Consider the following 25,420-nt stretch of genomic DNA (forward strand, 5'->3'; position numbering starts at 1 on the left):
ACGCCACCTCGGCTTGTCCCCCGCGGGAGCCGCCGCTGACCGAGCTGCACGGCGAGACGGCGAGAAGGGTGCCCCGGTCCTCCGTACCGCCGGACGGGTCAGCCCACGAGGGGTGAGCGCGTGTGCTCCTCCGGGAGGGGCCTGGTGTCGAGATAGAACCACTCGGCGTCCGCGCTGGGCCAGGGCGGCGGTTCCGCCGCGGCCTCCTCGGCACCGGTGACCGGACGCCTGGGCAGCGGCGCCGTCGCCGGATCCTCGAAGGCGGGCGGCTCGGCACCGGCGTGCTTCGCCTCCCCCGGCATCAGCAGCTCCACCCGCAGCCCCAGTCCCCGTTGCTGGGCGGTGAACTCCTCGACCTGCTGGCGGCAGGCGTGGTCCAGGTGGGTCACGCCGGTCAGGTCGAGCCGGATCCGCGGCTTCCCGGACGCGGCGGCCGCCTCCAGCGCGTCGATCACCTTCGGCAGCCGCAGGAACGTGGCGTTGCCCGCCATGACGACCTTCGCCGTGTCCTGCTCCACGTGCTGGCGGATCACGGTCTGCGACATGCGCAGCGCGGCCAGCACGATGCCCGCGGCGAGACCGAACAGCACGCCCTCCAGCAGCGCGGTCGCCACGATGACCAGCATGGTCAGCGTCATCACCGCGAACTCGCCCCTGTCCTGCCGCCACATCTTCGGGAACTCGGCGGGCCCGAAGAGCTTCCAGCCGCTGTGCACGAGGACGCCGGCGAGGACGGAGATCGGGATCAGCGCGAGCACCTGCGGCAGCAGCAGCGCGAACAGGAGCAGCCACAGGCCGTGCAGGGTGCGTGAGAGCCGGGTCTTGGCCCCGGCCTGGACGTTCGCCGAACTGCGCGCCACCACCGCGGTGATGGGGAGTGCGCCGAGGATGCCCGCGACGGTGTTGCCCGCGCCCTGGGCGATCAGCTCGGTGTTGTAGCGGGTGCGCGGGCCGCTGTGCATCCGGTCCACGGCAGCGGCCGTGAACAGGCTCTCCGCGGACGCGATGACCGTGAAGGTGAGGATCGCGGTGATGATCGTCCCGTCGGCGAGCGCGGCGAACTGGGAGGCACCGGGTACCTGAACGGAGTTGAGCAGATTGCCCACCTGGAGCGTCTTCACGTCCACGCCGGGCAGCGCGGCGACGACCATGCCGATGCCCACGGCGACCAGGGCCGCGGGGATCCTCCCGGCCGGCCCGGGCACCTTCTTCCACACGAAGCTGAGCACGATCGTGACGACGCCGAGGAGGGTGGCGATCATCGCCTGCGGGTTCGTCAGGACGCCGGCCAGCAGCCCGGGGATGCCGGCCATGTTCTCGAGCGCGGTGCCGGGAGCCTTGGCGTCGGCCATCGGATAGGCCTGGCTGAACATCAGCGGCACACCGATGCCGGCGAGCATGCCCTGGACGACGGCGACGGAGATGGCCTGGAACATCCGGCCGAGCCGGACCAGCCCCAGGATGATCTGGAGGATGCCGGCGAACAGCACGATCACGCCGAGCATGGCCACGCCGACCTCGGCGACGGTCTCCGCGACCAGCGCGGCGAGGCCGGCGGCCGGACCGCTGACCTGGAGCGTGCTGCCCCGGACCGCGCCCACGACCAGGCCGCCGATCACCCCGGAGATGATCCCCAGTTCGGCGGGGACGCCGGAGGCCACGGCGACACCGATGCACAGCGGCAGAGCGACGAGGAAGACGACGAGGGAGGCGGTGATGTCGGTGGCGAGGTCCCCCCTGGCGCCACCTTGGCCACCGAGCCCCTTGCCGCCGGGCACCTCGCCACGGAGGTCCTCGCCACCGGGCACCTCGCCATGGAGGTCCCTGCCGCCGGGCACCTCCCCACCGAGGCCCCTGCCACCGGGCACCTCGCCACCGAGCACCTCGCCATGGAGGTCCTTGCCACCGGGCACCTCCCCACCGAGGTCCCTGCCACCGGCGCCCTTGCCCCCCAGGACCTTGGCGCCGCTCATCGCTCCGCGGATCAGCCCGCCCAGGGCACCACCGCCCGCACGGCCTGCGACCGGGTCACCAGGAGAGTTCCCGCCCGTTCCACGGGTCGAGCGCCCCCCCTTTGCCGACCCGCCCGTCCCCCAGCCACCTGCCCCACCGGCCAGGCCTCCCCCGGCGCCGCCGCCTCCGGAAGGACCCCCGGAGAAGCCCCAGGCATCACCCCCGGCTCCACCCCCTGGATCACCCGGCGTTCCGCCCCCCGGCCCCCAGGCTCCCGCGCCCCCCGCAGGATCACCCGCCGGCCACCCCCCGGCCCCTCCCTCCCCACCGGCCGTCCCCCGTCCCCCGGCCGCCTCCAGGGGCTCCGGTGGCCCCCAGCCCGCGGTGTCGGCTGTCCCCCAGCCCACGGTGTCGGCTGTCCCCCAGCCCGTGGCGTCGGCGGCCCCCCGGTCCGCCGCACCCCCGGCCGGGTAGGCCGGCCGCCCGCCCCGTCCCCTCCCCCGCGCGTGCGCCCCGCTCACGCGGCGTGCACCCGGAAGTCGCCCTCGTCGCCGAGTTCGTGGACGAAGCCGGTGTCGACCTCGTAGTACCAGCCGTGCAGCCGGAGCCGGCCCGAGTCGAGGCGTTGCCGCACCACGGGGTAACTCCGCAGTGCCGCCAGCTGGTTGACGACATTGCCCTGGGAGACCTCCGGCAGGGACGGGTCGTCCGGCGCGGTCTCCAGTACGGAGGTCAGCTCCGGGCGGGCGAGGCGGAGCCAGGCGTCCACGCCGGGCAGGGACGAGAGGTCGTCGCCGGACTTCAGCGCACCCATCGCACCGCAGTGTGAGTGACCGCACACCACGATGTCCTGAACCCCGAGCACCTCCAGCGCGTACTCGATGGTGGCCGCCTCGCCACAGGCCCCGGGCCGTCCGTAGGGCGGCACGATATTGCCCGCGTTCCGTAGCTCGAATATCTCCCCGGGCCGTGCACCCGTGATCATCGCGGGTATGACACGCGAGTCCGAGCAGGTAATGAACAGCGCCTCCGGATATTGCCCTTCGGCCAGTTTCCGGTATGCGACGCTGTCGAAGTCGACGCGCGTCCTGAACGTGCGGGCACGATCCAGCAAAGTCTTCAAGGCAACCTCCTGAGCTGGGAGTTCATCCTGTGCACCCCACCGTAGACCGCCGACCTACAGCAGCAGGTTAAGCAAACTCCAAAGCCCGGCCAGCAATTGAACATTCTTTGCCCGGATTCCCAGACGCAGCGTCTTCTTGTAGCGTGTGAACTCCGTGGCGGGGAATGTGAATTCACCCTGCCCGGATTCATGCCGGCTTCACGGAGAGACAGGGCGTATGGGCCTACGAGTGCTGCTCATCGAAGATGACGAGACGATCGCCGAGCCGCTCATGGAAGGGCTCGGCAACTTCGGACTGGCGGTCGACCACGTCGCCACCGGCACGGAGGGCCTGAGAGGCCCGTACAACGACGTCGTCCTGCTCGACCTGGGACTGCCGGACATGGACGGCATCGACGTCTGTCGCGGCATCCGGCAGGTCTCGGACGTGCCCATCGTCATCCTCAGCGCACGCGGCGAGGAGGCCGACCGCGTGCTGGGCCTGGAGCTGGGCGCCGACGACTACCTGGCGAAACCGTTCAGCGTGCGGGAACTGGTCGCCCGGGTCCGCGCGGTGACCCGTCGCACGCAACGCGCCCAGCAGGCGTTCCCCGAGGCCCGGGGCGCCCGGAGCGTCCCCGAGCATCCGCCGTTCGAACCGGCTCCGGCCCCCGGGTACGAGCCGACTCCGCCACCCGCCTACGAACCTGCTCCCGCCCCCGCGTACGACCCGGCCCCGGCCCTCTCCTACGAACCCCCCGCGACCGCCGCGCACGACCCCGCACCCGGATCGCCGCACGACCCGGGCCCGCTCGTCGTGGACCGCCGTACCCGCCAGGTCTGGGTCGGCGACGCCCCCGTCCTGCTCACGCCCAAGGAATTCGACCTGCTGGCGCTGCTCAGCGAGGACCCGGGAGCGGTCTACTCGCGGCAGCAGATCCTCGACCGTGTCTGGGACCCGCACTACGACGGCCCGACCAAGACCCTGGACGTCCATGTGGCCGCGTTGCGCCGCAAGTTGGGGCACCCGGCGTGGATCAGGACGCTGCGGGGTGTCGGTTTCCGGCTGGCGGTGCACACGGGGCCGACCGCGCGGGTGGCCTCTCCGTGACCCGCCGACTGCTGCTCAGCTACCTCAGCCTCGCGGCGCTGGTGCTGCTCTGCCTGGAGGTCCCGCTGGGTTTCGTGTACTCGCGCGGCGAGCGGGAGCGGGTCGTCAACGCGGCGAAGGACGAGGCCGAGTCGGTCTCCGCGTACGCCGCGCTGTCCCTGGCGGCGGGGCGGGCCGAGCAGGACCTGCCCGCGCGGGTGGCGCACTGCGCGCGGCGCATCGGCGGGAAGGTGGTGATCGTCGGCGCCACGGGCACGCCGCTCGCCACCTCGCACCCGGTGGACGCCGGGATGTCCGGCGACCTGTCGGCACGGCCGGGCATCGCGGCCGCGCTGCGCGGCACGTCGACGGTGGACGTCCGGACCTCCACGATCGGCGGGGTGGAGTATCTGTCGGTGGCCGCGCCGGTCGGGCAGGAGGCGCGGCCGGTGGGTGCGGTGTGGCTGACGGTGCCGACGAGGACGGTCCACGAGCGGGTGCACCACGTCTGGCTGCTGCTCGCGCTGGGCGGGTTCGCCGTGCTGACGGCGGTCGCCGTGGTCGGTTTCGCCTTCGCCCGCTGGGCGGGCCGCCCCATCCGTGAACTGGAGCAGGCCACGCACGACTTGGCCGAGGGCGGCCGGTTCGCGCCGGTGACGATCACGAAGGGGCCGCCGGAAGTACGCAGTCTGGCCGCCGCGTTCAACCACACGGCGGCCCGGCTCGCCCATCTGCTGGCGTCCCAGCGGGCGTTCGCGGGCGAGGCCTCGCACCAGCTGAAGACCCCGCTGGCGGCGCTGCGGCTGCGCCTGGAGAACCTGGAGCCGGACATCGCCGCCCGGGCCCGGGGCAGCCTCACCGCCGCCGTCACCGAGACGGACCGGCTGGCCCGCATGGTCGAGCACCTGCTGGCCATGGCCCGGCTGGAGGAGCACGCGGCCATCCCCACCACCGTCGACCTGGGCGCGGTCTGCGCGGAACGGCACCGCACCTGGCAGCCCCTGTTCGCCCGGGAGAACGTCTCCCTGGTGCTCTTCGCGGGGAGCGTGGGCCCGGTACTCGCGGTGCCGGGGGCCGTCGAGCAGATCATGGACAACCTGCTGTCCAACGCCCTGCGGGCGTCCCCGGCGGGCAGCACCGTCACGATCGAGCTGCGACTCCAGGCCCCGCCCCGGCGGGCATTGCGCGACACCCGGCCCCGCTGGGTCGGCCTGCATGTCACCGACGAGGGACCGGGCATGACGGAGGAGCAGCGGGCCCGGGCCTTCGACCGCTTCTGGCGCGCCCCGAGTGCCCCCAAGGGCGGTACGGGTCTCGGTCTCGCCCTGGTGCAGCGCCTCGCCCACGCCAGCGGCGGCGAGGCGGCGCTGCGCGCGGCGGCGACCGGCGGCCTGGACGTGGTGATCCGCCTGCCGTCCGCGCGACCGCCGGGCGAGGGCACCCCCGGCCCGGGCGGCGACCGCCCGAGAAGGCCGAGACGGGAGGCCCCGGCGTTGCCGGCGTAGGCACGCGTCCCCCAACCCCGGGCGCAGGGCGGTACACCCTCACGAACCAGCCCTGGGGGGGATGACCATGACCCATCCGTACACCGGCCCGCACAACGGCCCGTACCCCGCACCGCCGCCGGTGCCGCGGCCCGGCGGACCGGCACCCCGCTGGGCCCGGAAGCGCTACGCGCTGCCCGCCCTCGGGCTGGCCCTGTTCATCGGCATCGGCATCGGCATCGGCGCGAGCGGCGGGGAGAGCGCTGACGACGCGAAGCCCGCGTCCGCCGAGCCCCGGCCGACCGTCACGGTCACCACGACGGCCACCGCCACCGCGACGCCGCCCACGAAGGAGCCGGAGCCCGCTCCCACCGTCACCGCCACGAAGACCGTCAAGGTCACCACCACGGTCACCGCACAGCCGGCGGCGGGCGGCGGGTCCGACGACGGTGGCTCCGGGGGCGGCGCGGACGTGTACTACGGCAACTGCAGCGAGGTCCGGGCCGCCGGGGCCGCCCCCATCCACCGGGGTGAGCCCGGGTACGCCTCCCACCTGGACCGGGACAACGACGGGGTCGCCTGCGACACCTGAGCCCGGCGTGCCGGTGACCATCGGCGGGCCCGGCCGTTCCACCGTTCGGGGCAGCTCGTTCCGGGGCTGCCCAGCCGACGGAAGGAACACCACCGTGGACACGACCGTGCCCGCCCCGAACGCGCCGGGTGTGCTGCCCCGTGCCGAGTGGGTCAAGACGCTGCCGCAGACCATCGTCGCGTCCTGCGTGCTGCTGCTCGACGCCGAGGACCGGCTCCTGCTGCTGCGCTACGCCGGGGGCCAGCCCGCCGCGGGCCTCTGGGGGCTGCCGGGCGGCATGCTCGACCACGGCGAGGACCCCGCCGGCGCCGCCCGGCGGGAGCTGCACGAGGAGACCGGCATCGTCCTCGAAGGGGACCTGCCGTTCCTCGGGTACGACCACCGGGCCGACGTGCTGGGGACGGGGCCGGTCCTCGACTTCTACTTCCACGGCGGCAGGCTCCCGGCCGGGCAGCCCGTCCGGCGCAGCGCGGAGCACGACCACCACGGCCTGTTCGCCCTCGCCGACCTGGCGTCCACCCCGCTGGCGACCCGGCTGCCCACCCTCGCAGCCCTGCTGAGCGCGGCCCGCACCGGCACGGCCGTGTGCCTGCGCGACGGCCTGCCGCGGTGACCGTCGCCGGAACCTGAACGGAACGCGGGAACGGAACGCGCGAGAGCGGGGCGGCACCTCCGCACAAGGTGCCGCCCCGCTCTTCTCCGTGCGCCGGAGCCGCCGCGATCGGTGAGGGTCGGGGACCGCCGACGGCTCCGGGTTCTCTACCCCCGGGTCAGCGGTGGTCGCTGCCCTGGGACTGGACCGCCGCCCGGCCCGCCTCCAGGCGGGCCACCGGGATGCGGAACGGGGAGCAGGAGACGTAGTCGAGTCCGACCTCGTGGAAGAAGTGAACCGACTCGGGGTCGCCGCCGTGCTCGCCGCAGACGCCGAGCTTGAGGTCGGGGCGGGTCTCGCGGCCTGCCTTGGCGGCCAGCTTCACCAGGGAGCCGACGCCGTCCTTGTCGATCGTCTCGAACGGGGAGACCCCGAAGATGCCCTTCTCCAGGTACGCCGTGAAGAAGCTCGCCTCCACGTCGTCCCGGGAGAAGCCCCACACCGTCTGGGTCAGGTCGTTCGTGCCGAAGGAGAAGAACTGCGCGGCCTCGGCGATCTGACCGGCGGTCAGCGCGGCGCGCGGCAGCTCGATCATCGTGCCGATGGACAGCTTCAGCTGCGCGCCCGAGGCTGCCTCGACCTCGGCGATGACCTTGTCGGCCTCCTCGCGGACGATCTCCAGCTCCTGGACCGTGCCGACGAGCGGAATCATGATCTCGGCGCGCGGGTCGCCCTTGGCGGCCTTGCGCTCGGCCGCGGCCTCGGCGATCGCCCGGACCTGCATGGTGAACAGGCCGGGGATGACCAGGCCGAGGCGCACACCGCGCAGACCCAGCATCGGGTTCTGCTCGTGCAGCCGGTGCACGGCCTGGAGCAGGCGCAGTTCGTTCTCGTGCGGCTCCTGGCGGGACTCGGCGAGGGCCACGCGGACGGACAGCTCGGTGATGTCCGGGAGGAACTCGTGCAGCGGCGGGTCGAGCAGGCGGACGGTGACCGGGAGGCCGTCCATGGACTCGAAGAGCTGCACGAAGTCCTGCTTCTGCAGCGGGAGCAGCTGCTTGAGGGACTCCTCGCGCTCGGTGTCCGTGTCGGCCAGGATCAGCCGCTCCACCAGTTCGCGCCGGTCGCCGAGGAACATGTGTTCGGTGCGGCACAGGCCGATGCCCTGGGCGCCGAAGCGGCGGGCGCGCAGCGCGTCCTCGGCGTTGTCGGCGTTGGCGCGCACCCGCAGGCGGCGCTTGCGGTCGGCGAAGGCCATCATCCGGTGCACGGCCTCGACGAGCTCGTCGGCGTCGTCGGCGCCCGGGTGCATCCGGCCCTCGAAGTACTCCACGACCGGCGACGGCACGACGGGTACCTCACCGAGGTAGACCTTGCCGGAGGAGCCGTCGATGGAGACGACGTCGCCCTCCTCGACGACGTGCCCGCCCGGCACGGTCATCCGGCGGCGCTTGGTGTCGACCTCCAGCTCCTCGGCGCCGCAGACACAGGTCTTGCCCATGCCGCGCGCGACGACGGCCGCGTGGGAGGTCTTGCCGCCGCGGGAGGTCAGGATGCCCTCGGCGGCGATCATGCCGTCCAGGTCGTCGGGGTTGGTCTCACGGCGGATCAGGATGACCTTCTCGCCGGACCGCGACCACTTCACGGCCGTGTAGGAGTCGAAGACGGCCTTGCCGACGGCCGCGCCCGGGGAGGCGGCGATGCCCCGGCCGACCTGCGAGACCTTCGCGTCCTCGTCGAAGCGCGGGAACATCAGCTGCGCGAGCTGGGCGCCGTTGACGCGGGTGAGCGCCTCGGCCTCGTCGATCAGGCCCTGGTCCACCAGCTGGGTCGCGATGCGGAAGGCCGCGCCCGCGGTGCGCTTGCCGACGCGGGTCTGGAGCATCCACAGCACACCGCGCTCGATGGTGAACTCGATGTCGCAGAGGTCCTTGTAGTGGTTCTCCAGCGTCGCCATGATCTGCATCAGCTGGTCGTAGGACTTCTTGTCGATCTGCTCCAGCTCGGCGAGCGGCACGGTGTTGCGGATGCCCGCCACGACGTCCTCGCCCTGCGCGTTCTGGAGGTAGTCGCCGTAGACGCCCTGGTGGCCGGAGGCGGGGTCGCGGGTGAAGGCGACGCCGGTGCCGGAGTCGGGGCCGAGGTTGCCGAAGACCATGGAGCAGACGTTGACCGCGGTGCCGAGGTCGCCGGGGATGCGCTCCTGGCGGCGGTAGAGCTTGGCCCGGTCGGTGTTCCAGGAGTCGAAGACCGCGTGGATGGCGAGGTCCATCTGCTCGCGGGGGTCCTGCGGGAAGTCCCGGCCGGCCTCGGTCTTGACGATCTTCTTGAACTTGGTGACGAGCTTCTTGAGGTCGGCGGCCTCCAGCTCGGTGTCGACCGTGACCTTCTTGGCCGCCTTGGCCGCGTCCAGCGCGTCCTCGAACAGCTCGCCGTCGACGCCCAGGACGGTCTTGCCGAACATCTGGATGAGGCGGCGGTAGGAGTCCCACGCGAACCGGTCGTCGCCGGCCTGCTTGGCCAGTCCCTGCACCGACTTGTCGGAGAGGCCGATGTTGAGGACGGTGTCCATCATGCCGGGCATGGAGAACTTGGCGCCCGAGCGCACCGACACCAGCAGCGGGTCGTCGGCCTGGCCGAGCTTCTTGCCCATGCGGGCCTCGAGCGCGTCGAGGTGTGCACTCACCTCGTCACGCAGTGCCGCCGGCTCCTCGCCACTGTCCAGGTAGACCTTGCAGGCCTCGGTGGTGATGGTGAAGCCGGGAGGGACCGGAAGGCCCAGGTTCGTCATCTCCGCGAGGTTCGCGCCCTTGCCACCGAGGAGGTCCTTGAGGTCCTTGTTGCCCTCGGTGAAGTCGTAGACGAACTTCACGCCCTCAACGCTGGTGCCGTGCTCAGCTACCTGAAGATCTTTGTTTTCCGACACGGGTCTCGACTCCTCGAGGACGCGGTGGCTGCCCTGACGGGCAGGAACATACCCAGATCAAAGGCGTCTGGGTACGTCCACTCGTGCGTCATGCGCCTGTAACCACTCGTCCGCCAGCGGATCGAAAGTCAAGGCTGAGCAAGCGATCGCAGCCGCATGTTTTCACTTCTTGAACGCAAGAACCTCCTTGAGCCCCTCTGGGCGCTCATGTGAGCGAGGTTTCCGCACATTTGATTTCGCTCGATGAACGATCAAAGGGTGGCACTCAGTGCCACCCTTTGGAGAAGTGCAGCCGCTCAAGATCCGCTCATCTGAGCGCAACCCTTATCAGGGGTGGCGAGAATCACGCTGCCACAGCCGCCGGGATTTCACCATGCGGACGCGTCCCGGGACGAGAAACCCGGCCGTCACACCCCGAGCGCGCGCAGCCGCTCCTCGACCCGCTCGGGCGCGTAGAGGTGCTCCACGACCATGGCACCGGCTCCCACCAGCGCGGCCCGCTCACCCAGCCGCGCGGTGACCACGTCCAGGTGGGCGGTGGAGCGGGGCAGCGCCCGCTGGTACAGCAGTTCGCGCACCCCTGTCAGGAAGGGAGTTCCGGCCAGATCCCCGGCGATCATCAGCACGCCGGGGTTGAGCAGCGTCACGACCGTCGCGAGGACGTCCCCGACCCGCCGCCCGGCCTCCCGGGCGAGTCCGACCGCCTCCGGGTGCCCGGACGCCAGCAGGTCCCGCACGTCCGAGCCGGAGGCCGCCGGCACCCCGGTCTCGGCCAGCCGCCGCGCCACCGCGCCACCGCTCGCCACGGCGGCCAGGCAGCCGTAGGAACCGCACCGGCACAGCGCCCCGGCGCCCTCCGGCACCCGGATGTGTCCGATGTCGCCGGCGCCGCCGTCGATGCCCCGGAACACGGCGCCGTCCACCACGACCCCGGCGCCGATGCCGGTGGAGACCTTCACCAGCACGAAGGCGGAGCAGTCCGGGTGGCCGGTGCGCTGTTCGCCGTAGGCCATGAGGTTGGCGTCGTTGTCCACCAGCACGGGCACCCCGGCGGCGTCCGCGTGCTCGGCGAGCGCCCGGGCCAGCCGGCCCCTTATGTCGTAGCCGTCCCAGCCGGGCATGATCGGCGGCTGGACGACACGGCCGGTCTCGGTGTCGACCGGGCCGGGCACCGCGAGCCCGACCCCGCAGACCGCCTCGGCCCCTTGCCCGGACTTGACCAGCAACTCGGCGAACCAGCGGCCGAGTTCGCCGAGCACGGCGTCCGGTCCGTCCTCGATGACGAGGGTTCCGGAGTGCTCGGCGAGGATCTCGCCGCTCAGTGACAGCACGGCAGCGCGGGCGTGCCGGGTGTCGAGGTCGGCGGCCAGGACCACCGCGTGGTCGTCGTCGAACTCCAGGGTGATGGAGGGTCGCCCGCCCAGCGGGGAGTCGACCGGCCCCCCGGCGCCCTCGCGCAACCAGCCCGCGCGGAAGAGCCGGTCCAGCCGCTGCCCGACGGTGGCCCGGGACAGTCCGGTCACCTGTTGCAGGGCACCCCGGGTCACGGCGCGGCGACTGCGCACCAGTTCGAGCAGATCGCCGGCGCTGGCCTGACCCGCGCCTCGTCCGGTTCTCCCGGCCTGTCCGGTCATGTACACCCCCTTGTGTTTCCCAACCCTGCATTACATATTGGGTTTTGCGTGTTAAATAGACGTAACCCTACGGTAGCTCCTGCCGATCCTGGCCAGGAGTACGTCTTTGGGAGAGCCCCGAGTGGATCGCATCGCCCAGCTCACCACGCGTCCCGCAGGACGCGAGATCGCATACGATCCGGCCGCCGCGCCGCCGTCCCTGCACGTCAGGGCCGCACAGGTCCTGGAGGGCAACTGGACCGGCCGGTCCACCGTGCCCTCGCGCGGCCTGTATCCGCACCAGTGGTCGTGGGACTCGGCGTTCATCGCGATCGGCCTGAGGCACCTCTCGCCGTTACGGGCCCAGACGGAGCTGGAGACGCTGCTGGCGGCCCAGTGGGCGGACGGGCGGATCCCGCACATCGTCTTCAACCCCTCCGTCCCCCTCGACGCGTACTTCCCGAGCCCTGACTTCTGGTGCTCGTCGACCGCCGGGCGCGCCGCCGGCGCCCCGCGCACCGTACAGACCTCCGGGATCGTGCAGCCACCGGTCCACGCCCTGGCCGCGTGGCTGGTGCACCTCGCCGACCCGGGCCTGTCCAGGGCGCGCGGCTTCCTCACCCGCGCGTACCCCCGGCTGGCCGCCTGGCACGGCTACCTCCTGCACCGGCGTGACCTCGGCGGGGGCGGGCTGGTGTCCGTGGTGCACCCCTGGGAACAGGGTATGGACAACAGCCCCTGCTGGGACCGCCCGTTGTCCCGGGTCACCCCGGCCCCGGCCCGCTCCTTCCGCCGCGCCGACCTCGACCACGGCGCCCCCGAGGACCGGCCGACGGATCTGGACTACGGGCGGTACGTGCGGCTGGCGGCCGACTACCGGGACCGTGGCTACGCCGACGGCCCCGGCGACTTCGCCGTGGAGGACCCGGCGTTCAACGCGCTGCTCGCCGCCTCCGAGTACGCCCTGGACCGGATCGCCCACGAGCTCGGCGTGACCGGCGCGGCGGGGCGGGCCCGTGCGGACCGCCTGACGGCGGCTCTGGTGGAGCGGCTGTGGGACCCGGCGGCGGGGATGTTCCTGTGCCGGGACGTGCGCGCCGGGGAACCGATCCCTCAGCGCGGTGTCTCCGGGCTGATCCCCCTGCTGCTTCCGGCCCTGCCCCACGACCTCGCGGCCACCCTGGTCCGCACGATGTGCGGCCCGCACTTCGGCCTCGGCGGCACCACCCGCCTGGTCCCGAGCTACGACCTGCTCGGCGAGGCCTTCGACCCGCACCGCTACTGGCGCGGCCCGGCCTGGTTCAACACCAACTGGCTGCTGGAGCGCGGGCTGCGGCGGCACGGCGAGCGCGGCCGGGCCGACGCCCTGCGCAAGGGCATGCTGCACACCGCCGGCGCCTCCGGCTTCGCGGAGTACGTCGACCCCTACACGGCACAGGCCTGCGGCGTCACCGGCTTCGGCTGGACCGCCGCGCTCACGCTCGACCTGCTGCACGACCGGCCCGCACGGGGCAGGAACGGCCTCACGGCGATCAAGGGAGAGGACCCGGCATGACGGACCGGCATCATCTGCTCGTGCACGGCCGGACGTTCGCCGCCGTCGGCGACCGCGGCGACATCAGCGGCTACCGGGGCGGCAGCGCCCCGGACGGCATGTTCGTACGGGACGCCCGGCATCTGAGCCGGTGGCAGCTCACCGTCGACGGGGCGGTGCCCGACACGCTGACCCCGGTGGCCGACGGGGACACCGCGCGCTGTGTCCTCGTCCCGCGCGGCGGCCGCGACGAACCGCCCGCGTACACGCTCTTCCGCGAACAGGCCGTCGGAGACTCCTCGTTCGTGGAGTCGCTGCGCGTCACCAGCAACCGCCCGGTGCCGACGACGGTCCACCTCGCGGTCACCGCCGACGCCGACTTCACCGACCAGTTCGAGCTGCGCTCCGACCACCGCACCTACACCAAGGCCGGGGCCGTCCGCTCCCGCCACACGCTCACCCACGGCGTGGAGTTCGCCTACCGGCGCGGCGAGTGGCACTCCGTCACGACCGTGACGGCCGAGCCCCGGCCGGACGCCGTGGAGGAGACCGGCACCGGCGCCCGCCGTCTGTCGTGGGCCCTGGACCTCGAACCGCACGGCACCGCCGAGCTGACCCTGCGGGTCATGGCCCGCCCGCACGGCGACCGGCGCGCCCTGCGCGTGCCCTGCTCCCCCGCCGCCGTCCGGGAGCAACTGCGCGCCCGGGAGAACGAGTTCGTCGAGGGTGTGGCCTTCCCGCAGGGGTGGCCCGAACTGGCCGCCGCCTGCACCCGGGGGCTCGCCGACCTCGCCGACCTCCAGGTCCCGGCGACCGGCCCGGACGGCGAGGAACTGCGCGTCCCGGCCGCCGGCGCCCCCTGGTTCCTGACCCTGCTGGGCCGGGACGCCCTGCTGACCTCGCTGTTCGCCCTGCCCTACCGGCCCCGGCCGGCCGCCGCCACCCTGGCCGCGCTCGCCGCGACCCAGGCCACCGGGGCCGGCCCCGACGGGATCGCCCAGCCCGGCAAGATCGTGCACGAGGTACGCCACGGCGAACTGGCCCACTTCGGCCAGGTCCCCTACGGCCGCTACTACGGCTCGGTCGACGCCACCCCGCTCTTCCTCGTCCTGCTCGGCGCGTACACCGAGCACACCGGCGACACGGGCCCGGCCCGCCGCCTCGAACCCCACGCCCGGGCCGCCGTCACCTGGATGCTCGACCACGGCGGCCTCACCTCGCGCGGCTACCTCGTCTACCGCGCCGACCAGGGCGGGCTGGCCAACCAGAACTGGAAGGACTCCCCCGGCGCCATCTGCTCCGCCGAGGGCACCCGCCCGCACGGCCCGGTGACGGCCGCGGGCGCCCAGGGCTACGCCTACGACGCCCTGCGCCGCACGGCGGGCCTCGCCCGCACGGTGTGGCAGGACACCACGTACGCCCACCTGCTGGAGCAGACGGCCGGCGATCTGCGCGACCGTTTCCAGCGGGACTTCTGGATGCCGGAGCAGTCCTTTCCCGCCCTCGCGCTGGACGGCCGGGGCAAGCAGGTCGACGCGCTGGCCTCCGACGCCGGGCACCTGCTCTGGTCGGGGCTGCTGGACAAGGAGTACGGCGAGCTCGTCGGACGGCGGCTGCTCGAGGCGGACTTCTTCTCCGGCTGGGGCGTGCGCACCCTGGCCGCCGGGCAGCCGGCGTACCACCCGCTCTCCTACCATCGCGGCTCGGTCTGGCCGCACGACAACGCGCTGATCGCGCTGGGCCTGGCCCGCTACGGGCTGCACGACGAGGCGCGCGCGATCGCCCGCGGTCTGGTCGACGCGGCGGGCGCGACCGGCCACCGGCTCCCGGAGGTCCTGGCGGGCTACGGCCGCGACACGCACCCGGAGCCGGTGCCGTACCCGTACGCGTGCGTGCGTGAATCCCGCTCCGCGTCCGCCCCGTTGGCGCTGCTCACGGCGGTCGGTGTGGTCTGAGGGCCGGTTGGTCCGCCGTTTGCCGGGTGTTTGCCGAGCGCTGGCCCGGCGGGCTGAACGCACCCGAGGGACGTCCCGTACGGAACGGTGGCGGACCCGCACCCCCACGCGGGTCCGCCACCTCACCGGGTTTTGAACGGGAAGGACCTCCGGGTGCCTGTCTTCACACGCTTCAGCGAGCCGCCGCAGCCGGGTGACGGCATGTCCGAGGCAGAGGCCGAGAAGGCGGAGGGCGGGGAGAGCGGGGAGGACGGGAGAGTGCGGGCGGCGGCGCCCGACTCGGCTCCGGCCTCCACGTGGGCCACCCTCGGACAGCGCTTCGGCCGCCTGCGCGCCCGGGCCGCCAATTCAGAGGACCAGCCCCCCCGCCTGCGCGCCTGGCGCACCCGCCACCCCCGGACCGCACGCGCCGTCCGCCTCGCCACCACCGCCCTCGCCGCCGCCCTGGTCCTCGGGGCCCTGCTGCTGCCCAACACCCTCCCCGCCCTCAAGGCGGCCGGCTTCGCGCGGATCCCGGCCGAGGCGGTCATCGGGGCCGTCGTCGTGCTGGCGCTGCCGCGCCGGCCCCGGCTGGTGGCGGCGGTGCTGTACGGGCTCGGTCTCACCGTCCTGACCACGGTGAACCTGCTCGACATGGGGTTCAACGAATACCTGGGCCGGGGTTTCAACGCCGCGCTCGACTGGGATCTCCTGCCCGACGCGCAGGGTTACGTCGAGGACACGCTGGGCGGGGGCGTCGCGACCGCCGTCTCCGTCGGCGCTGTGGTGCTCGTGCTGCTCGTGGCTGCCGTCATGGTCGCGGCGACGATCCGGCTCGCGCACGTGCTGGCCCGCCACCGGGTGCGGGCGACCAAGGGCGCCCTGATCGCCGGCACCGTCTGGGTCACCTGCTCCGCGCTGGGCCTGACCCTGTTCGGCGGCCCGATCGCCTCCGAACGCGGGGCGGGTGCCCTCCGGGTGCACGCGCAGCGGACGGTGGAGTCGCTGCGGGACGAGGCCGCGTTCGTGCGGCAGTCGAAGGCCGACACCTTCGGCAACACCCCGCCCGGCGAACTGCTGCCGGACCTGCGCGGCAAGGACGTGATCTTCACGTTCATCGAGAGCTACGGCCGCAGCGCCATCGAGGACCCGGTCATGGCCCCCGGCGTCGACCGCACCCTGGACGCGAGCACCGCCGCCCTGGAGCAGGCCGGGTTCGCCGCCCGCAGCGGCTGGCTGACCTCGGCGACGTACGGCGGCAGCAGCTGGCTCGGCCACTCCACGACCATGTCCGGCCTGTGGATCGACAACCAGCGGCGCTACCGCACGGTCAGCGCCGGCGACCACCTCACCCTCACCAAGGCCTTCCAGAAGACCGGCGCCTGGGACACGGTCGGCGTCATGCCGGGCGTACAGAAGGGCTGGCCGGAGGAGAAGTGGTACGGCCTCGACAAGCTCTACGACGCCTTCGACCTGGGGTACGAGGGGCCGAAGTTCAGCTGGTCGACCATGCCCGACCAGTACGCGCTGGAGGCGTTCCAGCGGCGGGTGCACGGGAAGAAGCGGGACAAGCCGCTGATGTCGTTCGTCATCCTGACCTCCAGCCACCAGCCCTGGGCGCCCATCCCGAAGACGGTCGGCTGGGACGAACTCGGCGACGGCTCGGTCTTCGACGCGATCCAGAAGGCCGGCAACAAGGCCTCCGACGTCATCACCGACACCACCAAGTCCCGCGAGGAGTACGGCAAGTCCATCCAGTACTCGGTCACCAGCCTCACCCAGTGGCTGGAGCGCTACGGCACCGACGACACCGTCCTGGTCTTCCTCGGCGACCACCAGCCCATCGCCCGGGTCAGCGGGAACGGCGCCAGCCGGGACGTGCCGGTCTCGATCGTCGCGAAGGACCCGAAGGTCCTGGACAAGGTCGCCGACTGGAACTGGACGCAGGGCCTCAAGCCCGACCGTGACGCGCCCGTGTGGAAGATGAGCTCCTTCCGCGACCGCTTCCTGAAGGCGTTCGGCTCCACACCGCACCCCTCCGAGGGCTGATCAGCCGCCGGAGGTGTCGAGCTCGGCGTCCTCGCCGACTCCGGCGCAGTCGTAGGGGTCCTTCAGCCAGCCGTCCGGCAGCACCACGCGGTTGTTGCCGGACGTACGGCCCCGGGGCCCGTCGGCGCCGGTGGGCCAGGGCTGGTCGAGGTCCAGCTCGTCCAGGCCGGAGCGCAGTTCCTCCAGAGACGAGGTGATCGCGAGGCGCTTTCGCATCTCGGAGCCGACCGCGAAGCCCTTCAGGTACCAGGCGACGTGCTTGCGGAAGTCGATCACGCCCCGGGCCTCGTCGCCGATCCACTCCCCGAGCAGGGTGGCGTGCCGGACCATGACGTCGGCGACCTCGCGCAGGGCGGGGCGGGCGATGTCCTCGGTGCGGCCCTCGAAGGCGGCGACCAGGTCGGAGAAGAGCCAGGGCCGCCCCAGGCAGCCGCGGCCCACGACCACCCCGTCGCAGCCGGTCTCGCGCACCATGCGCAGGGCGTCCTCGGCCGACCAGATGTCGCCGTTGCCGAGCACCGGGATCTCCGGCACGTGCTCCTTCAGCCGGGCGATGGCGTCCCAGTCGGCGGTGCCGCCGTAGTGCTGGGCGGCGGTGCGGCCGTGCAGGGCGATGGCGGTGACGCCCTCCTCGACGGCGATCCGGCCGGCGTCGAGGAAGGTGATGTGGTCGTCGTCGATGCCCTTGCGCATCTTCATCGTCACGGGCAGATCGCCGGCGCCGCTGACGGCCTCGCGCAGGATGGCCCGCAGCAGGTTCCGCTTGTACGGCAGCGCGGAGCCGCCGCCCTTGCGGGTGACCTTGGGCACGGGGCAGCCGAAGTTGAGGTCGATGTGGTCGGCGAGGTCCTCCTCCGCGATCATGCGGACGGCCTTGCCGACGGTCGCGGGGTCCACGCCGTACAGCTGGATGGAGCGGGGGCGCTCACTCGCGTCGAAGTGAATGAGCTGCATGGTCTTCTCGTTGCGCTCGACCAGCGCCCTGGTCGTGATCATCTCGCTGACGAACAGGCCCTTGCCGCCGCTGAATTCCCTGCACAGGGTGCGGAAGGGCGCGTTGGTGATCCCGGCCATGGGGGCCAGGACGACGGGGGGCTGGACGGTGTGCGGACCGATCTGGAGGGGCGTGGACATGCCTCCATTGTGCCGTGCAATGAGATGGCAAAATTCATTAGTTAGCAACACTATCGAAGTCGGCGTACGATGGTCCGCATGCCCGAGCTCAGCCCCCGCCGCCGCATGCTGGTGCTCGCGATCTGCTGCATGAGCCTGCTGATCGTGAGCCTCGACAACACGGTCCTGAACGTGGCCCTGCCGTCGATGCAGCAGGACCTGCACGCGAGCACCTCGGGCCTGCAGTGGACGATCGACGCGTACACCCTGGTCCTCGCCTCCCTGCTGATGCTCGCGGGCTCCACGGCCGACCGGATCGGCCGCAAGCGGGTCTTCATGGCGGGGCTGGTCGTCTTCACCCTCGGCTCGGTCCTGTGCTCCCTCGCGCCGAACCTTCAGGCGCTGATCGCGTTCCGGATGGTGCAGGCGGTGGGCGGCTCGATGCTGAACCCGGTCGCCATGTCGATCATCACCAACACCTTCACCGACCCGCGCGAGCGGGCCCGGGCCATCGGCGTCTGGGGCGCGGTCGTCGGCATATCGATGGCCGCCGGCCCGCTGGTCGGCGGGCTCCTGGTCGACTCCGTCGGCTGGCGCTCCATCTTCTGGATCAACCTGCCGGTGGGCCTCGCGGCCCTGCTGCTCACCCTGCGCTTCGTGCCCGAGTCCCGCGCGCCGCGCGCCCGCCGCCCCGACCCCGTCGGGCAGGTGCTGGTGATCGCGCTGTTCGGCTCGCTCACGTACGCGATCATCGAGGCGCCGAGCACCCCGTTCGGGTCGATCGCGCCACTGGCCGTCGTCGCCCTCGCCGCCCTCGTGGGGCTGCTCGTCCACGAGCCGCGCCGCAAGGAACCGCTGATCGACCTGCGCTTCTTCCGCTCGGCGCCGTTCAGCGGCGCGACGGTCATCGCGATCAGCGCGTTCGCCGCGCTCGGCGGCTTCCTGTTCCTGTCGACGCTGTACCTGCAGAACGTCCGTGGTCTGACCGCCCTGGAGGCGGGCCTGTGGATGCTGCCGATGGCGGTCCCGACGTTCCTGTGCGCGCCGCTGTCGGGCCGCCTGGTGGGCACGCGCGGTCCGCGCCTGCCGCTGCTGATCGCGGGCTTCGCGATGACGACGAGCGGTGTCCTGTTCGCCGCCTTCGAGGCGGAGACCTCCAACGTCACGCTCTTCGCCGGCTACGTCCTGTTCGGCATCGGCTTCGGTTTCGTCAACGCGCCCATCACCAACACGGCGGTGTCCGGCATGCCGCGCGCCCAGGCGGGCGTCGCCGCGGCGGTCGCCTCCACGAGCCGGCAGCTCGGCCAGACGCTGGGCGTGGCCGTGGTGGGGGCGGTCCTCGCCTCGGGCGTCGGCACCTCCTCGTACCGGGAGGTGTTCGTGTCCGCGGCCCGGCCCGGGTGGTGGATCCTCGCCGTGTGCGGGTTCGCGGTGCTGGCGCTGGGAGCGGTGACGAACGGGCGGTGGGCCCGGGGGACCGCCGAGCGGGCGGCGGCGAGGCTGGAGAACGCGACGGTGCGACAGGCCGTCGGGACGAGCGGCTGAGCCTCGTCACGGCGCGGCCGGCGGGGCGCCCTGCTGCTCATCCCGGGCGGTCCCGGCGGGGACAGTCTCGCCGGCCCCTCCGGCAAGGGGCAGAAGCTGCCGCAGAGCGTGCGGAACGCCTACGACCTCGTCGCGGCCGGCCCGCTGCCCCCGCAACGGGTCCTCGGCGGCCGATGGCGTCCGCTACACCATGGCCGCCGCCCGCCCCATGGCGATCTCCCGCAGCCGCTCCAGCCGCTCACGGGACTCCCCGTCCGCCGGTACGTACGTCACCATCCGCGGCCCCGTCCCCGGCGTCAGCCACAGGTCCGTGTGGTCGACGGTGACGCGGCCCACGTGGCGGTTGCGGAACTCCTTGCGTTTGGTGCGGTGGGACACGACCTCGTGGCGGTCCCAGGCCGTGCGGAACGCGGGGGACTCCGCGTGCAGACGGTCCAGGAGCATCTTCCAGGCGGGCTCGGTGAGGTGACCGGCCATCGTGGCGCGGAAGCGGGCGGCCATGAGGCGCTGGGTCTCCTCCAGGTGCACGATCGAGGACTGCCATTCGGCGTGGGTGTAGGAGAGCAGCATGCAGTTGCGGTCCTCGGGCGGGACCGCGTCCAGGTCGCACAGCAGCAGTCCGTAGGTGCGGTTGTGGGCGAGGATGTCGTACCGGCTGTTCTGCAGGCACGCCGGAAACGGCTCGACCTGCTCCAGCAGCGTCCGCATCGCCGGGGTGACCGACGGGCAGATGGTCGCCGGTGTCGGGTCGGCGGCCCCGGCCAGCCGGAAGAGGTGGGCGCGCTCGCTGGGGTCGAGCAGCAGGGCGCGGGCGAGCGCGTCGAGGACCTGCACGGAGACCTGGATGTCCCGGGCCTGCTCCAGCCACGTGTACCAGGTGACGCCCACCGCCGAGAGCTGGGCGACCTCCTCGCGGCGCAGACCCGGCGTGCGGCGCCGGCGGCCCCGGGGCAGGCCGACCTGCTCGGGGGCGATCCGCTCCCGGCGGCTGCGCAGGAACGCCGCCAGCTCGCGCCGGCGGACATCCGCGTCGCGGGGCGCCTCGGGGGTGCGCGGCGTCGTCTCACGCGCCATGGTCGTCATGGTCTCCAGCCTGCCGCCGTCCGGACCCTGTTTCCAGGTGGTGCCGCTACCAGGATAAGGACACTCTGGTACCAGTCTGAGTGACGTCGCAGGCTCGGGAGCGTGACCACCGAATCCCTCGCCCCCAGTCCCCTGCGTTCCCCCGCCGCACCGTCCCCCGCGCTCGGCGGTCTCGGGCTGTTCGCCGTGCTGCTGGCCGCGGCCCTGCCCCTCGTCGACTTCTTCATCGTCAACGTCGCCCTGCCCACCATCGGCACCGACCTCGCCGCGAGCGAGTCGGTCCTGGAACTCGTCGTCGCCGGGTACGGGGTGTCGTACGCCGTCCTGCTGGTCCTCGGGGGCCGGCTCGGCGACCTGTTCGGCCGGCGGCGGCTGTTCCTCGTCGGCATGGCCGCCTTCGGGCTGACGTCGCTGGCCTGCGGGCTGGCACCCGGCGCCTGGTCGCTGGTCGCCGCCCGGGTCGCGCAGGGCGCGTCGGCCGCCGCGATGCTGCCCCAGGTGCTCGCCACGATCCAGGCGACCACGACCGGCCCCCGGCGCGCCAGGGCCATGGGCCTCTATGGCGCGACCGCCGGGCTGTCGATGGTGGCCGGGCAGATCCTGGGCGGCGTGCTGGTCGCCGCCGACATCGCGGGGACCGGCTGGCGTTCGGTGTTCCTCGTCAACGTGCCGGTCGTGCTCGCCGGGCTGGTGCTGGCCGTCCGGGTGGTCCCCGAGACCCGCTCGCCGCGGCCCGAGCCGGTCGACGTCCCCGGCACGTTCCTCCTGGCGGCCTCGCTCCTCACCCTGCTCGTGCCGCTCACCGAGGGCCGGGCGGCGGGCTGGCCGCTGTGGACGTTGCTGTCGCTGGCGGCTTTCCCGTTCGTCACGGCGGCGTTCTACGCGGTGGAGCGCCGGGCCGACCGCGAGGGCCGTACGCCGCTGGTGCCGCCGAGCCTGTTCGCGCTCACCTCGCTGCGGCGCGGGCTGCTGCTGGTGCTGCCGTTCTCGATCGGCTTCAGCGGCTTCATGTTCGTGATCGCGGTGGCCTTGCAGCAGGGCGCCGGGCTCGGGCCGGTGGCGGCGGGGCTGGCACTCGCGCCACTGGCGGTGGTGTTCTTCGTGTTCTCGCTGCTGGGCCCGCGCCTGGTCGCCCGGTACGGCACCCGCGTGGTGACGGCCGGTGCCGCCCTCCAGGGCGTGGGGCTGGCCCTGATGGCCCTGGCCGCCTGGCGGTTCTGGCCGCACCTCGGCTTCGTCGAGCTGCTCCCGGGCGCGGCGGTCGCCGGTGCGGGCCAGGCGCTGCAACTCCCCGTCGTCTACCGGGTGATCCTCTCCGAGGTGCCGCCCGCCCGGGCCGGTGTCGGCAGCGGCGTGATGATCACCACCCAGCAGTCGGCACTGGCCCTGGGCGTGGCGACCCTGGGCACGCTGTTCCTGTCCCTGGTTCCGGGGATGGGCATGCGGGACGCCCTGGTCACGACCCTGCTGGTGCAGCTCGGCGGCGTCGTACTGACGGGCCTGCTGAGCCTGCGGCTGCCCCGCACCGTCGCCTGAGGTCTCTCACGGCCTGATAACTCATCTCCGGGGAAGCCCTGTTGATGTCGGTCTTGCTGCACACTCCTTGCTGCGAGCAGACCGGAACGCCGGATTTCTCGACGCGGGAGGGGCCATGACGCAGATCGACACGAGCAAGGTCAGCCGGTGGGACCAGCACGGCCGGGAGCACGTGGTGCGGGTGCACCGGACGGGCGTCCAGCGCACGATCAGATGCGCCACCTGCGGCTGGCACAGAGGCGCCCAGTTCCTGCCCTGGCTGAAGGCGGAGGAGCACCTGGCAGAGGCCCACCAGGCCACGGTGGACCCGACGGCGGCGTGAGGACACGCACGGCTCGGGCCGCCGTCGCCCCGGGGGATACTGCGTCGCCGTCGCCCCCGGGAGGTACCGCGGCTACCCCGCCGTGAGCGCCGGCTTCGCGCCCAGGGCCACGAACGAGCCCGCGAAGCCCCGCCGCAGCCAGGCCATCACCCGCGGGCGGCCCACGACGTGCCGGCGCACCGACGCGGCCGGCACCCCGTACGCGGCGAACACCACGAAGGTCGCCGGCATGCAGACCAGGTGCAGCACGTGGAGGTCGAGCGGCGCGGCGTCCGGGCGCCGTCCACCATCAAGTCCTTCGGCACCGTCACCTCGAAGTGGAACCGCGCCTCGGACCCCGCGGCGGTCTACGTCAACCTCGACCTGTGAGACGCGGCGGTGCCGGGCCCCTCCACAGAGGAACCCGGCACCGCGACGCAGCGAGAGGCGATCAGCAGCCGACCAGGCGGCTCGCCAGGTAGCCCTCGATCTGGTCGAGGGAGACGCGCTCCTGCTTCATCGTGTCGCGCTCGCGGACGGTCACGGCGTTGTCCTCGAGCGTGTCGAAGTCGACGGTCACGCAGAACGGCGTGCCGATCTCGTCCTGGCGGCGGTAGCGGCGGCCGATGGCGCCGGCGTCGTCGAACTCGATGTTCCAGTTCTGCCGGAGCGCCTGGGCGAGGCCCTTGGCCTTCGGGGACAGCTCCGGGTTGCGGGACAGCGGCAGCACCGCGACCTTCACCGGGGCGAGGCGGTGGTCGAGGCGCAGCACGGTGCGCTTCTCCATCTTGCCCTTGGCGTTGGGCGCCTCGTCCTCGATGTAGGCGTCCAGCAGGAACGCCAGCATCGCGCGGCCGACACCGGCCGCGGGCTCGATGACGTACGGGGTCCAGCGCTCGCCGGCCTCCTGGTCGAAGTAGGTGAGGTCCTGGCCGGAGGCCTTGGAGTGGGCGCCGAGGTCGTAGTCGGTGCGGTTGGCCACACCCTCGAGCTCGCCCCACTCACTGCCGCCGAAGGAGAACCGGTACTCGATGTCGGCGGTGCGCTTGGAGTAGTGGGAGAGCTTCTCCTTCGGGTGCTCGTACCACCGCATGTTCTCCTCGCGCAGGCCGAGACCGGTGTACCAGTTCCAGCGCTGCTCCATCCAGTACTCCTGCCACGTCTCGTCCTCGCCCGGCTTGACGAAGAACTCCATCTCCATCTGCTCGAACTCGCGGGTGCGGAAGATGAAGTTGCCGGGCGTGATCTCGTTGCGGAAGGACTTGCCCATCTGGGCGATGCCGAACGGCGGCTTGCGGCGCGAGGTGGTCTGCACCTGGGAGAAGTTGGTGAAGATGCCCTGCGCGGTCTCGGGCCGCAGGTAGGCGACGGAGCCGGAGTCCTGGGTCGGGCCGAGGTGGGTGGACAGCAGGCCCGAGAACTGCTTGGGCTCGGTGAACTGGCCCTTGTTGCCGCAGTTGGGGCAGTTGACGTCGAGGAGGCCGTTCTCCGGGGCGCGGCCCTTCTTCTCCTCGTAGGCCTCCTCCAGGTGGTCCGCGCGGAACCGCTTGTGGCAGGAGGTGCATTCGGTCAGCGGGTCCGTGAAGGTGGCGACGTGACCGGAGGCGACCCAGACCTCGGGGGCCAGGATCACGGACGAGTCGATGCCCACGACGTCCTCGCGCGACGTCACCATGTAGCGCCACCACTGGCGCTTGAGGTTCTCCTTGAGCTCGACACCCAGGGGGCCGTAGTCCCAAGCGGCGCGCTGACCGCCGTAGATCTCACTACAGGGGAATACGAAGCCACGGCGCTTGCTCAGGCTGACGATGGTGTCGATCTTGTCGGCGGCCACGGTGCTCTCTTCATTACGACGACGGGCGACGAAGCGAGTTGCTTCCAGCGAATGACTCAGGTTACCGGCGGGGGCGCCCCCTCAATCAAATCGCTCCCCCTCCGGCGCCCTCAAGGCCCCGGTCAGGGCGTTTGTTGACAACGGTTTCCATATTTGTTGAAAATGAGTGTCATGAACGTACGACGACGCCTCATACCCGCCGCCGCGGCCGCCTCTCTCGGCCTCGGCGCCCTGACCGCCTGCTCCAGCGACAGCGCGGCCACGGGCAACACGGACAAGTTCGACGTCGTCGCGTCGTTCTACCCGATGGCCTTCCTCGCCGAGCAGATCGGCGGCGACCACGCGAACGTCACCAGCCTGACCGAGCCCGGCCAGGAGCCGCACGACCTGGAGATCAGCACCAAACAGCGCGCGCAGCTGGAGGAGGCCGACGCGGCGCTCTACCTCAAGGGCCTCCAGCCCGCCGTCGACGAGGCCGTCGGCCAGACCGGTATCAAGACCAAGATCGACGCGGCCGGCCTGACCCACCTCGAGGACCACGGCACCGGCGGCCACACCCACGAGGGCGAGGAAGGCCACTCCGAGGAGGACGAGCACGGCCGCGACCCGCACGTCTGGCTCGACCCGGTGAAGTACGCCGAGATCGCCCAGGGCGTCGGCAAGGCCTTCGAGAAGGCCGACCCGGACCACGCGGCCGACTACAAGAAGAACACCGAAGCCCTGGTCACGAAGCTGAAGAGCCTCGACGGCGACTTCGAGAACGGCCTGAACAACACCAAGTCCAAGGTCTTCTTCACCAACCACGCCGCCTTCGGCTACCTCGCCGAGCGCTACGGCCTCACCCAGGAGGCCATCTCCGGCGTCGACCCCGACAGCGAGCCCAGCGGCGCCCGCGTCCGGGAGCTCCAGCAGGAGGCGAAGGCCGACGGCGTCACCACCGTCTTCTACGAGACACTGGTCTCCGACAAGACCGCGAAGACCCTGGCCCGCGACGCGAACCTGAAGACCGACGTCCTCGACCCGATCGAGGGCATCACGGACACGTCCCGCGGCGACGACTACTTCCAGGTCATGGAAGCCAACCTCAAGGCCCTGCAGACGGCCCTGGGAGCCAAGTGATCGACCCATCGGAGGACGGC

At 72.3% G+C, this 25,420-nt stretch carries 19 protein-coding genes and 1 pseudogene; 12 read left to right on the plus strand and 8 right to left on the minus strand.

The genetic code is table 11. The annotated features are described in order from the left end of the window. Window positions 1-98 precede the first annotated feature (98 nt). Window positions 99-1,973, minus strand: a complete 1,875-nt coding sequence (locus tag QOL88_RS12440) for a SulP family inorganic anion transporter (RefSeq protein WP_257027730.1) — start codon at window positions 1,971-1,973, stop codon at window positions 99-101. Window positions 1,974-2,470: 497 nt separating this feature from the next. Then, on the minus strand, window positions 2,471-3,076 hold the full coding sequence (locus QOL88_RS12445) for a carbonic anhydrase (protein ID WP_097216491.1): 606 nt from the start codon (window positions 3,074-3,076) through the stop codon (window positions 2,471-2,473). A gap of 217 nt (window positions 3,077-3,293) precedes the next feature. Between QOL88_RS12445 and QOL88_RS12450 the strand changes: the two genes are divergently transcribed. The 4 genes from QOL88_RS12450 to QOL88_RS12465 all read left to right on the plus strand — a co-directional run bounded on the left by QOL88_RS12450 (window position 3,294) and on the right by QOL88_RS12465 (window position 6,834). After that, window positions 3,294-4,166 (plus strand): response regulator transcription factor, encoded by an 873-nt coding sequence (locus QOL88_RS12450; RefSeq protein WP_097216492.1) that lies wholly within the window; start codon window positions 3,294-3,296, stop codon window positions 4,164-4,166. Continuing rightward, complete coding sequence (locus QOL88_RS12455) at window positions 4,163-5,650, plus strand: sensor histidine kinase (RefSeq protein WP_097216493.1); 1,488 nt, start codon at window positions 4,163-4,165, stop codon at window positions 5,648-5,650. The genes QOL88_RS12450 and QOL88_RS12455 overlap by 4 nt, the downstream gene beginning before the upstream one ends. A gap of 67 nt (window positions 5,651-5,717) precedes the next feature. Further along, window positions 5,718-6,221 carry an excalibur calcium-binding domain-containing protein gene (locus QOL88_RS12460; RefSeq protein WP_257027731.1) on the plus strand — a complete coding sequence of 168 codons (504 nt, stop codon included), beginning with the start codon at window positions 5,718-5,720 and terminating at the stop codon, window positions 6,219-6,221. Between the two features lie 94 nt (window positions 6,222-6,315). Further along, complete coding sequence (locus QOL88_RS12465) at window positions 6,316-6,834, plus strand: NUDIX hydrolase (protein ID WP_097216495.1); 519 nt, start codon at window positions 6,316-6,318, stop codon at window positions 6,832-6,834. A gap of 157 nt (window positions 6,835-6,991) precedes the next feature. Here the strand turns inward: QOL88_RS12465 and ppdK are convergent, their stop codons facing one another. Further along, window positions 6,992-9,739 (minus strand): pyruvate, phosphate dikinase, encoded by a 2,748-nt coding sequence (ppdK, locus tag QOL88_RS12470; RefSeq protein WP_373559278.1) that lies wholly within the window; start codon window positions 9,737-9,739, stop codon window positions 6,992-6,994. 407 nt (window positions 9,740-10,146) lie between these two features. After that, window positions 10,147-11,373, minus strand: coding sequence for an ROK family protein (locus QOL88_RS12475; protein ID WP_179878845.1), 1,227 nt, complete (start codon window positions 11,371-11,373; stop codon window positions 10,147-10,149). Between the two features lie 121 nt (window positions 11,374-11,494). On the opposite strand from QOL88_RS12475, the gene QOL88_RS12480 reads away from it, so the two are divergent. The 3 genes from QOL88_RS12480 (at window position 11,495) to QOL88_RS12490 (ending at window position 16,869) form a co-directional block, all read left to right on the plus strand. After that, window positions 11,495-12,907, plus strand: coding sequence for an MGH1-like glycoside hydrolase domain-containing protein (locus tag QOL88_RS12480; RefSeq protein WP_097216498.1), 1,413 nt, complete (start codon window positions 11,495-11,497; stop codon window positions 12,905-12,907). Continuing rightward, window positions 12,904-14,841, plus strand: coding sequence for an amylo-alpha-1,6-glucosidase (locus QOL88_RS12485; RefSeq protein ID WP_097216499.1), 1,938 nt, complete (start codon window positions 12,904-12,906; stop codon window positions 14,839-14,841). Before QOL88_RS12480 ends, QOL88_RS12485 begins: the two co-directional genes overlap by 4 nt. A gap of 153 nt (window positions 14,842-14,994) precedes the next feature. Beyond that, window positions 14,995-16,869: an alkaline phosphatase family protein gene (locus tag QOL88_RS12490; RefSeq protein WP_257027732.1), complete on the plus strand. Its 1,875-nt coding sequence runs from the start codon at window positions 14,995-14,997 to the stop codon at window positions 16,867-16,869. Here the strand turns inward: QOL88_RS12490 and dusB are convergent, their stop codons facing one another. After that, window positions 16,870-18,003: a tRNA dihydrouridine synthase DusB gene (gene dusB / locus QOL88_RS12495; protein WP_031110351.1), complete on the minus strand. Its 1,134-nt coding sequence runs from the start codon at window positions 18,001-18,003 to the stop codon at window positions 16,870-16,872. Between the two features lie 78 nt (window positions 18,004-18,081). Between dusB and QOL88_RS12500 the strand changes: the two genes are divergently transcribed. After that, window positions 18,082-19,527, plus strand: coding sequence for an MFS transporter (locus QOL88_RS12500; protein ID WP_097222967.1), 1,446 nt, complete (start codon window positions 18,082-18,084; stop codon window positions 19,525-19,527). A 183-nt stretch (window positions 19,528-19,710) separates the two neighbouring features. On the opposite strand, the gene QOL88_RS12505 is transcribed toward QOL88_RS12500, so the two are convergent. Then, window positions 19,711-20,610 (minus strand): MmyB family transcriptional regulator, encoded by a 900-nt coding sequence (locus QOL88_RS12505; protein WP_179878846.1) that lies wholly within the window; start codon window positions 20,608-20,610, stop codon window positions 19,711-19,713. Window positions 20,611-20,712: 102 nt separating this feature from the next. Here QOL88_RS12505 and QOL88_RS12510 point away from each other — a divergent pair, with 102 nt between their 5' ends. Continuing rightward, on the plus strand, window positions 20,713-22,146 hold the full coding sequence (locus QOL88_RS12510) for an MFS transporter (RefSeq protein ID WP_097216500.1): 1,434 nt from the start codon (window positions 20,713-20,715) through the stop codon (window positions 22,144-22,146). Window positions 22,147-22,261: 115 nt separating this feature from the next. Continuing rightward, window positions 22,262-22,468, plus strand: coding sequence for a hypothetical protein (locus tag QOL88_RS12515; protein WP_097216501.1), 207 nt, complete (start codon window positions 22,262-22,264; stop codon window positions 22,466-22,468). A gap of 72 nt (window positions 22,469-22,540) precedes the next feature. On the opposite strand, the pseudogene QOL88_RS12520 reads toward QOL88_RS12515, so the two are convergent. Further along, window positions 22,541-22,705: pseudogene (locus QOL88_RS12520) on the minus strand (LysE family translocator); the annotation flags it as partial. Window positions 22,706-22,708: 3 nt separating this feature from the next. Between QOL88_RS12520 and QOL88_RS12525 the strand changes: the two are divergent. Further along, window positions 22,709-22,837, plus strand: a complete 129-nt coding sequence (locus tag QOL88_RS12525) for a hypothetical protein (protein WP_257027733.1) — start codon at window positions 22,709-22,711, stop codon at window positions 22,835-22,837. 61 nt (window positions 22,838-22,898) lie between these two features. Here the strand turns inward: QOL88_RS12525 and QOL88_RS12530 are convergent, their stop codons facing one another. Beyond that, window positions 22,899-24,281, minus strand: coding sequence for a glycine--tRNA ligase (locus tag QOL88_RS12530; protein WP_097216502.1), 1,383 nt, complete (start codon window positions 24,279-24,281; stop codon window positions 22,899-22,901). 171 nt (window positions 24,282-24,452) lie between these two features. Here QOL88_RS12530 and QOL88_RS12535 point away from each other — a divergent pair, with 171 nt between their 5' ends. After that, on the plus strand, window positions 24,453-25,400 hold the full coding sequence (locus QOL88_RS12535) for a metal ABC transporter substrate-binding protein (protein ID WP_097216503.1): 948 nt from the start codon (window positions 24,453-24,455) through the stop codon (window positions 25,398-25,400). Window positions 25,401-25,420 lie beyond the last annotated feature (20 nt).

Source organism: Streptomyces sp. Ag82_O1-12 (assembly GCF_900182715.1).
Taxonomy (GTDB): Bacteria; Actinomycetota; Actinomycetes; order Streptomycetales; family Streptomycetaceae; genus Streptomyces; species Streptomyces massasporeus.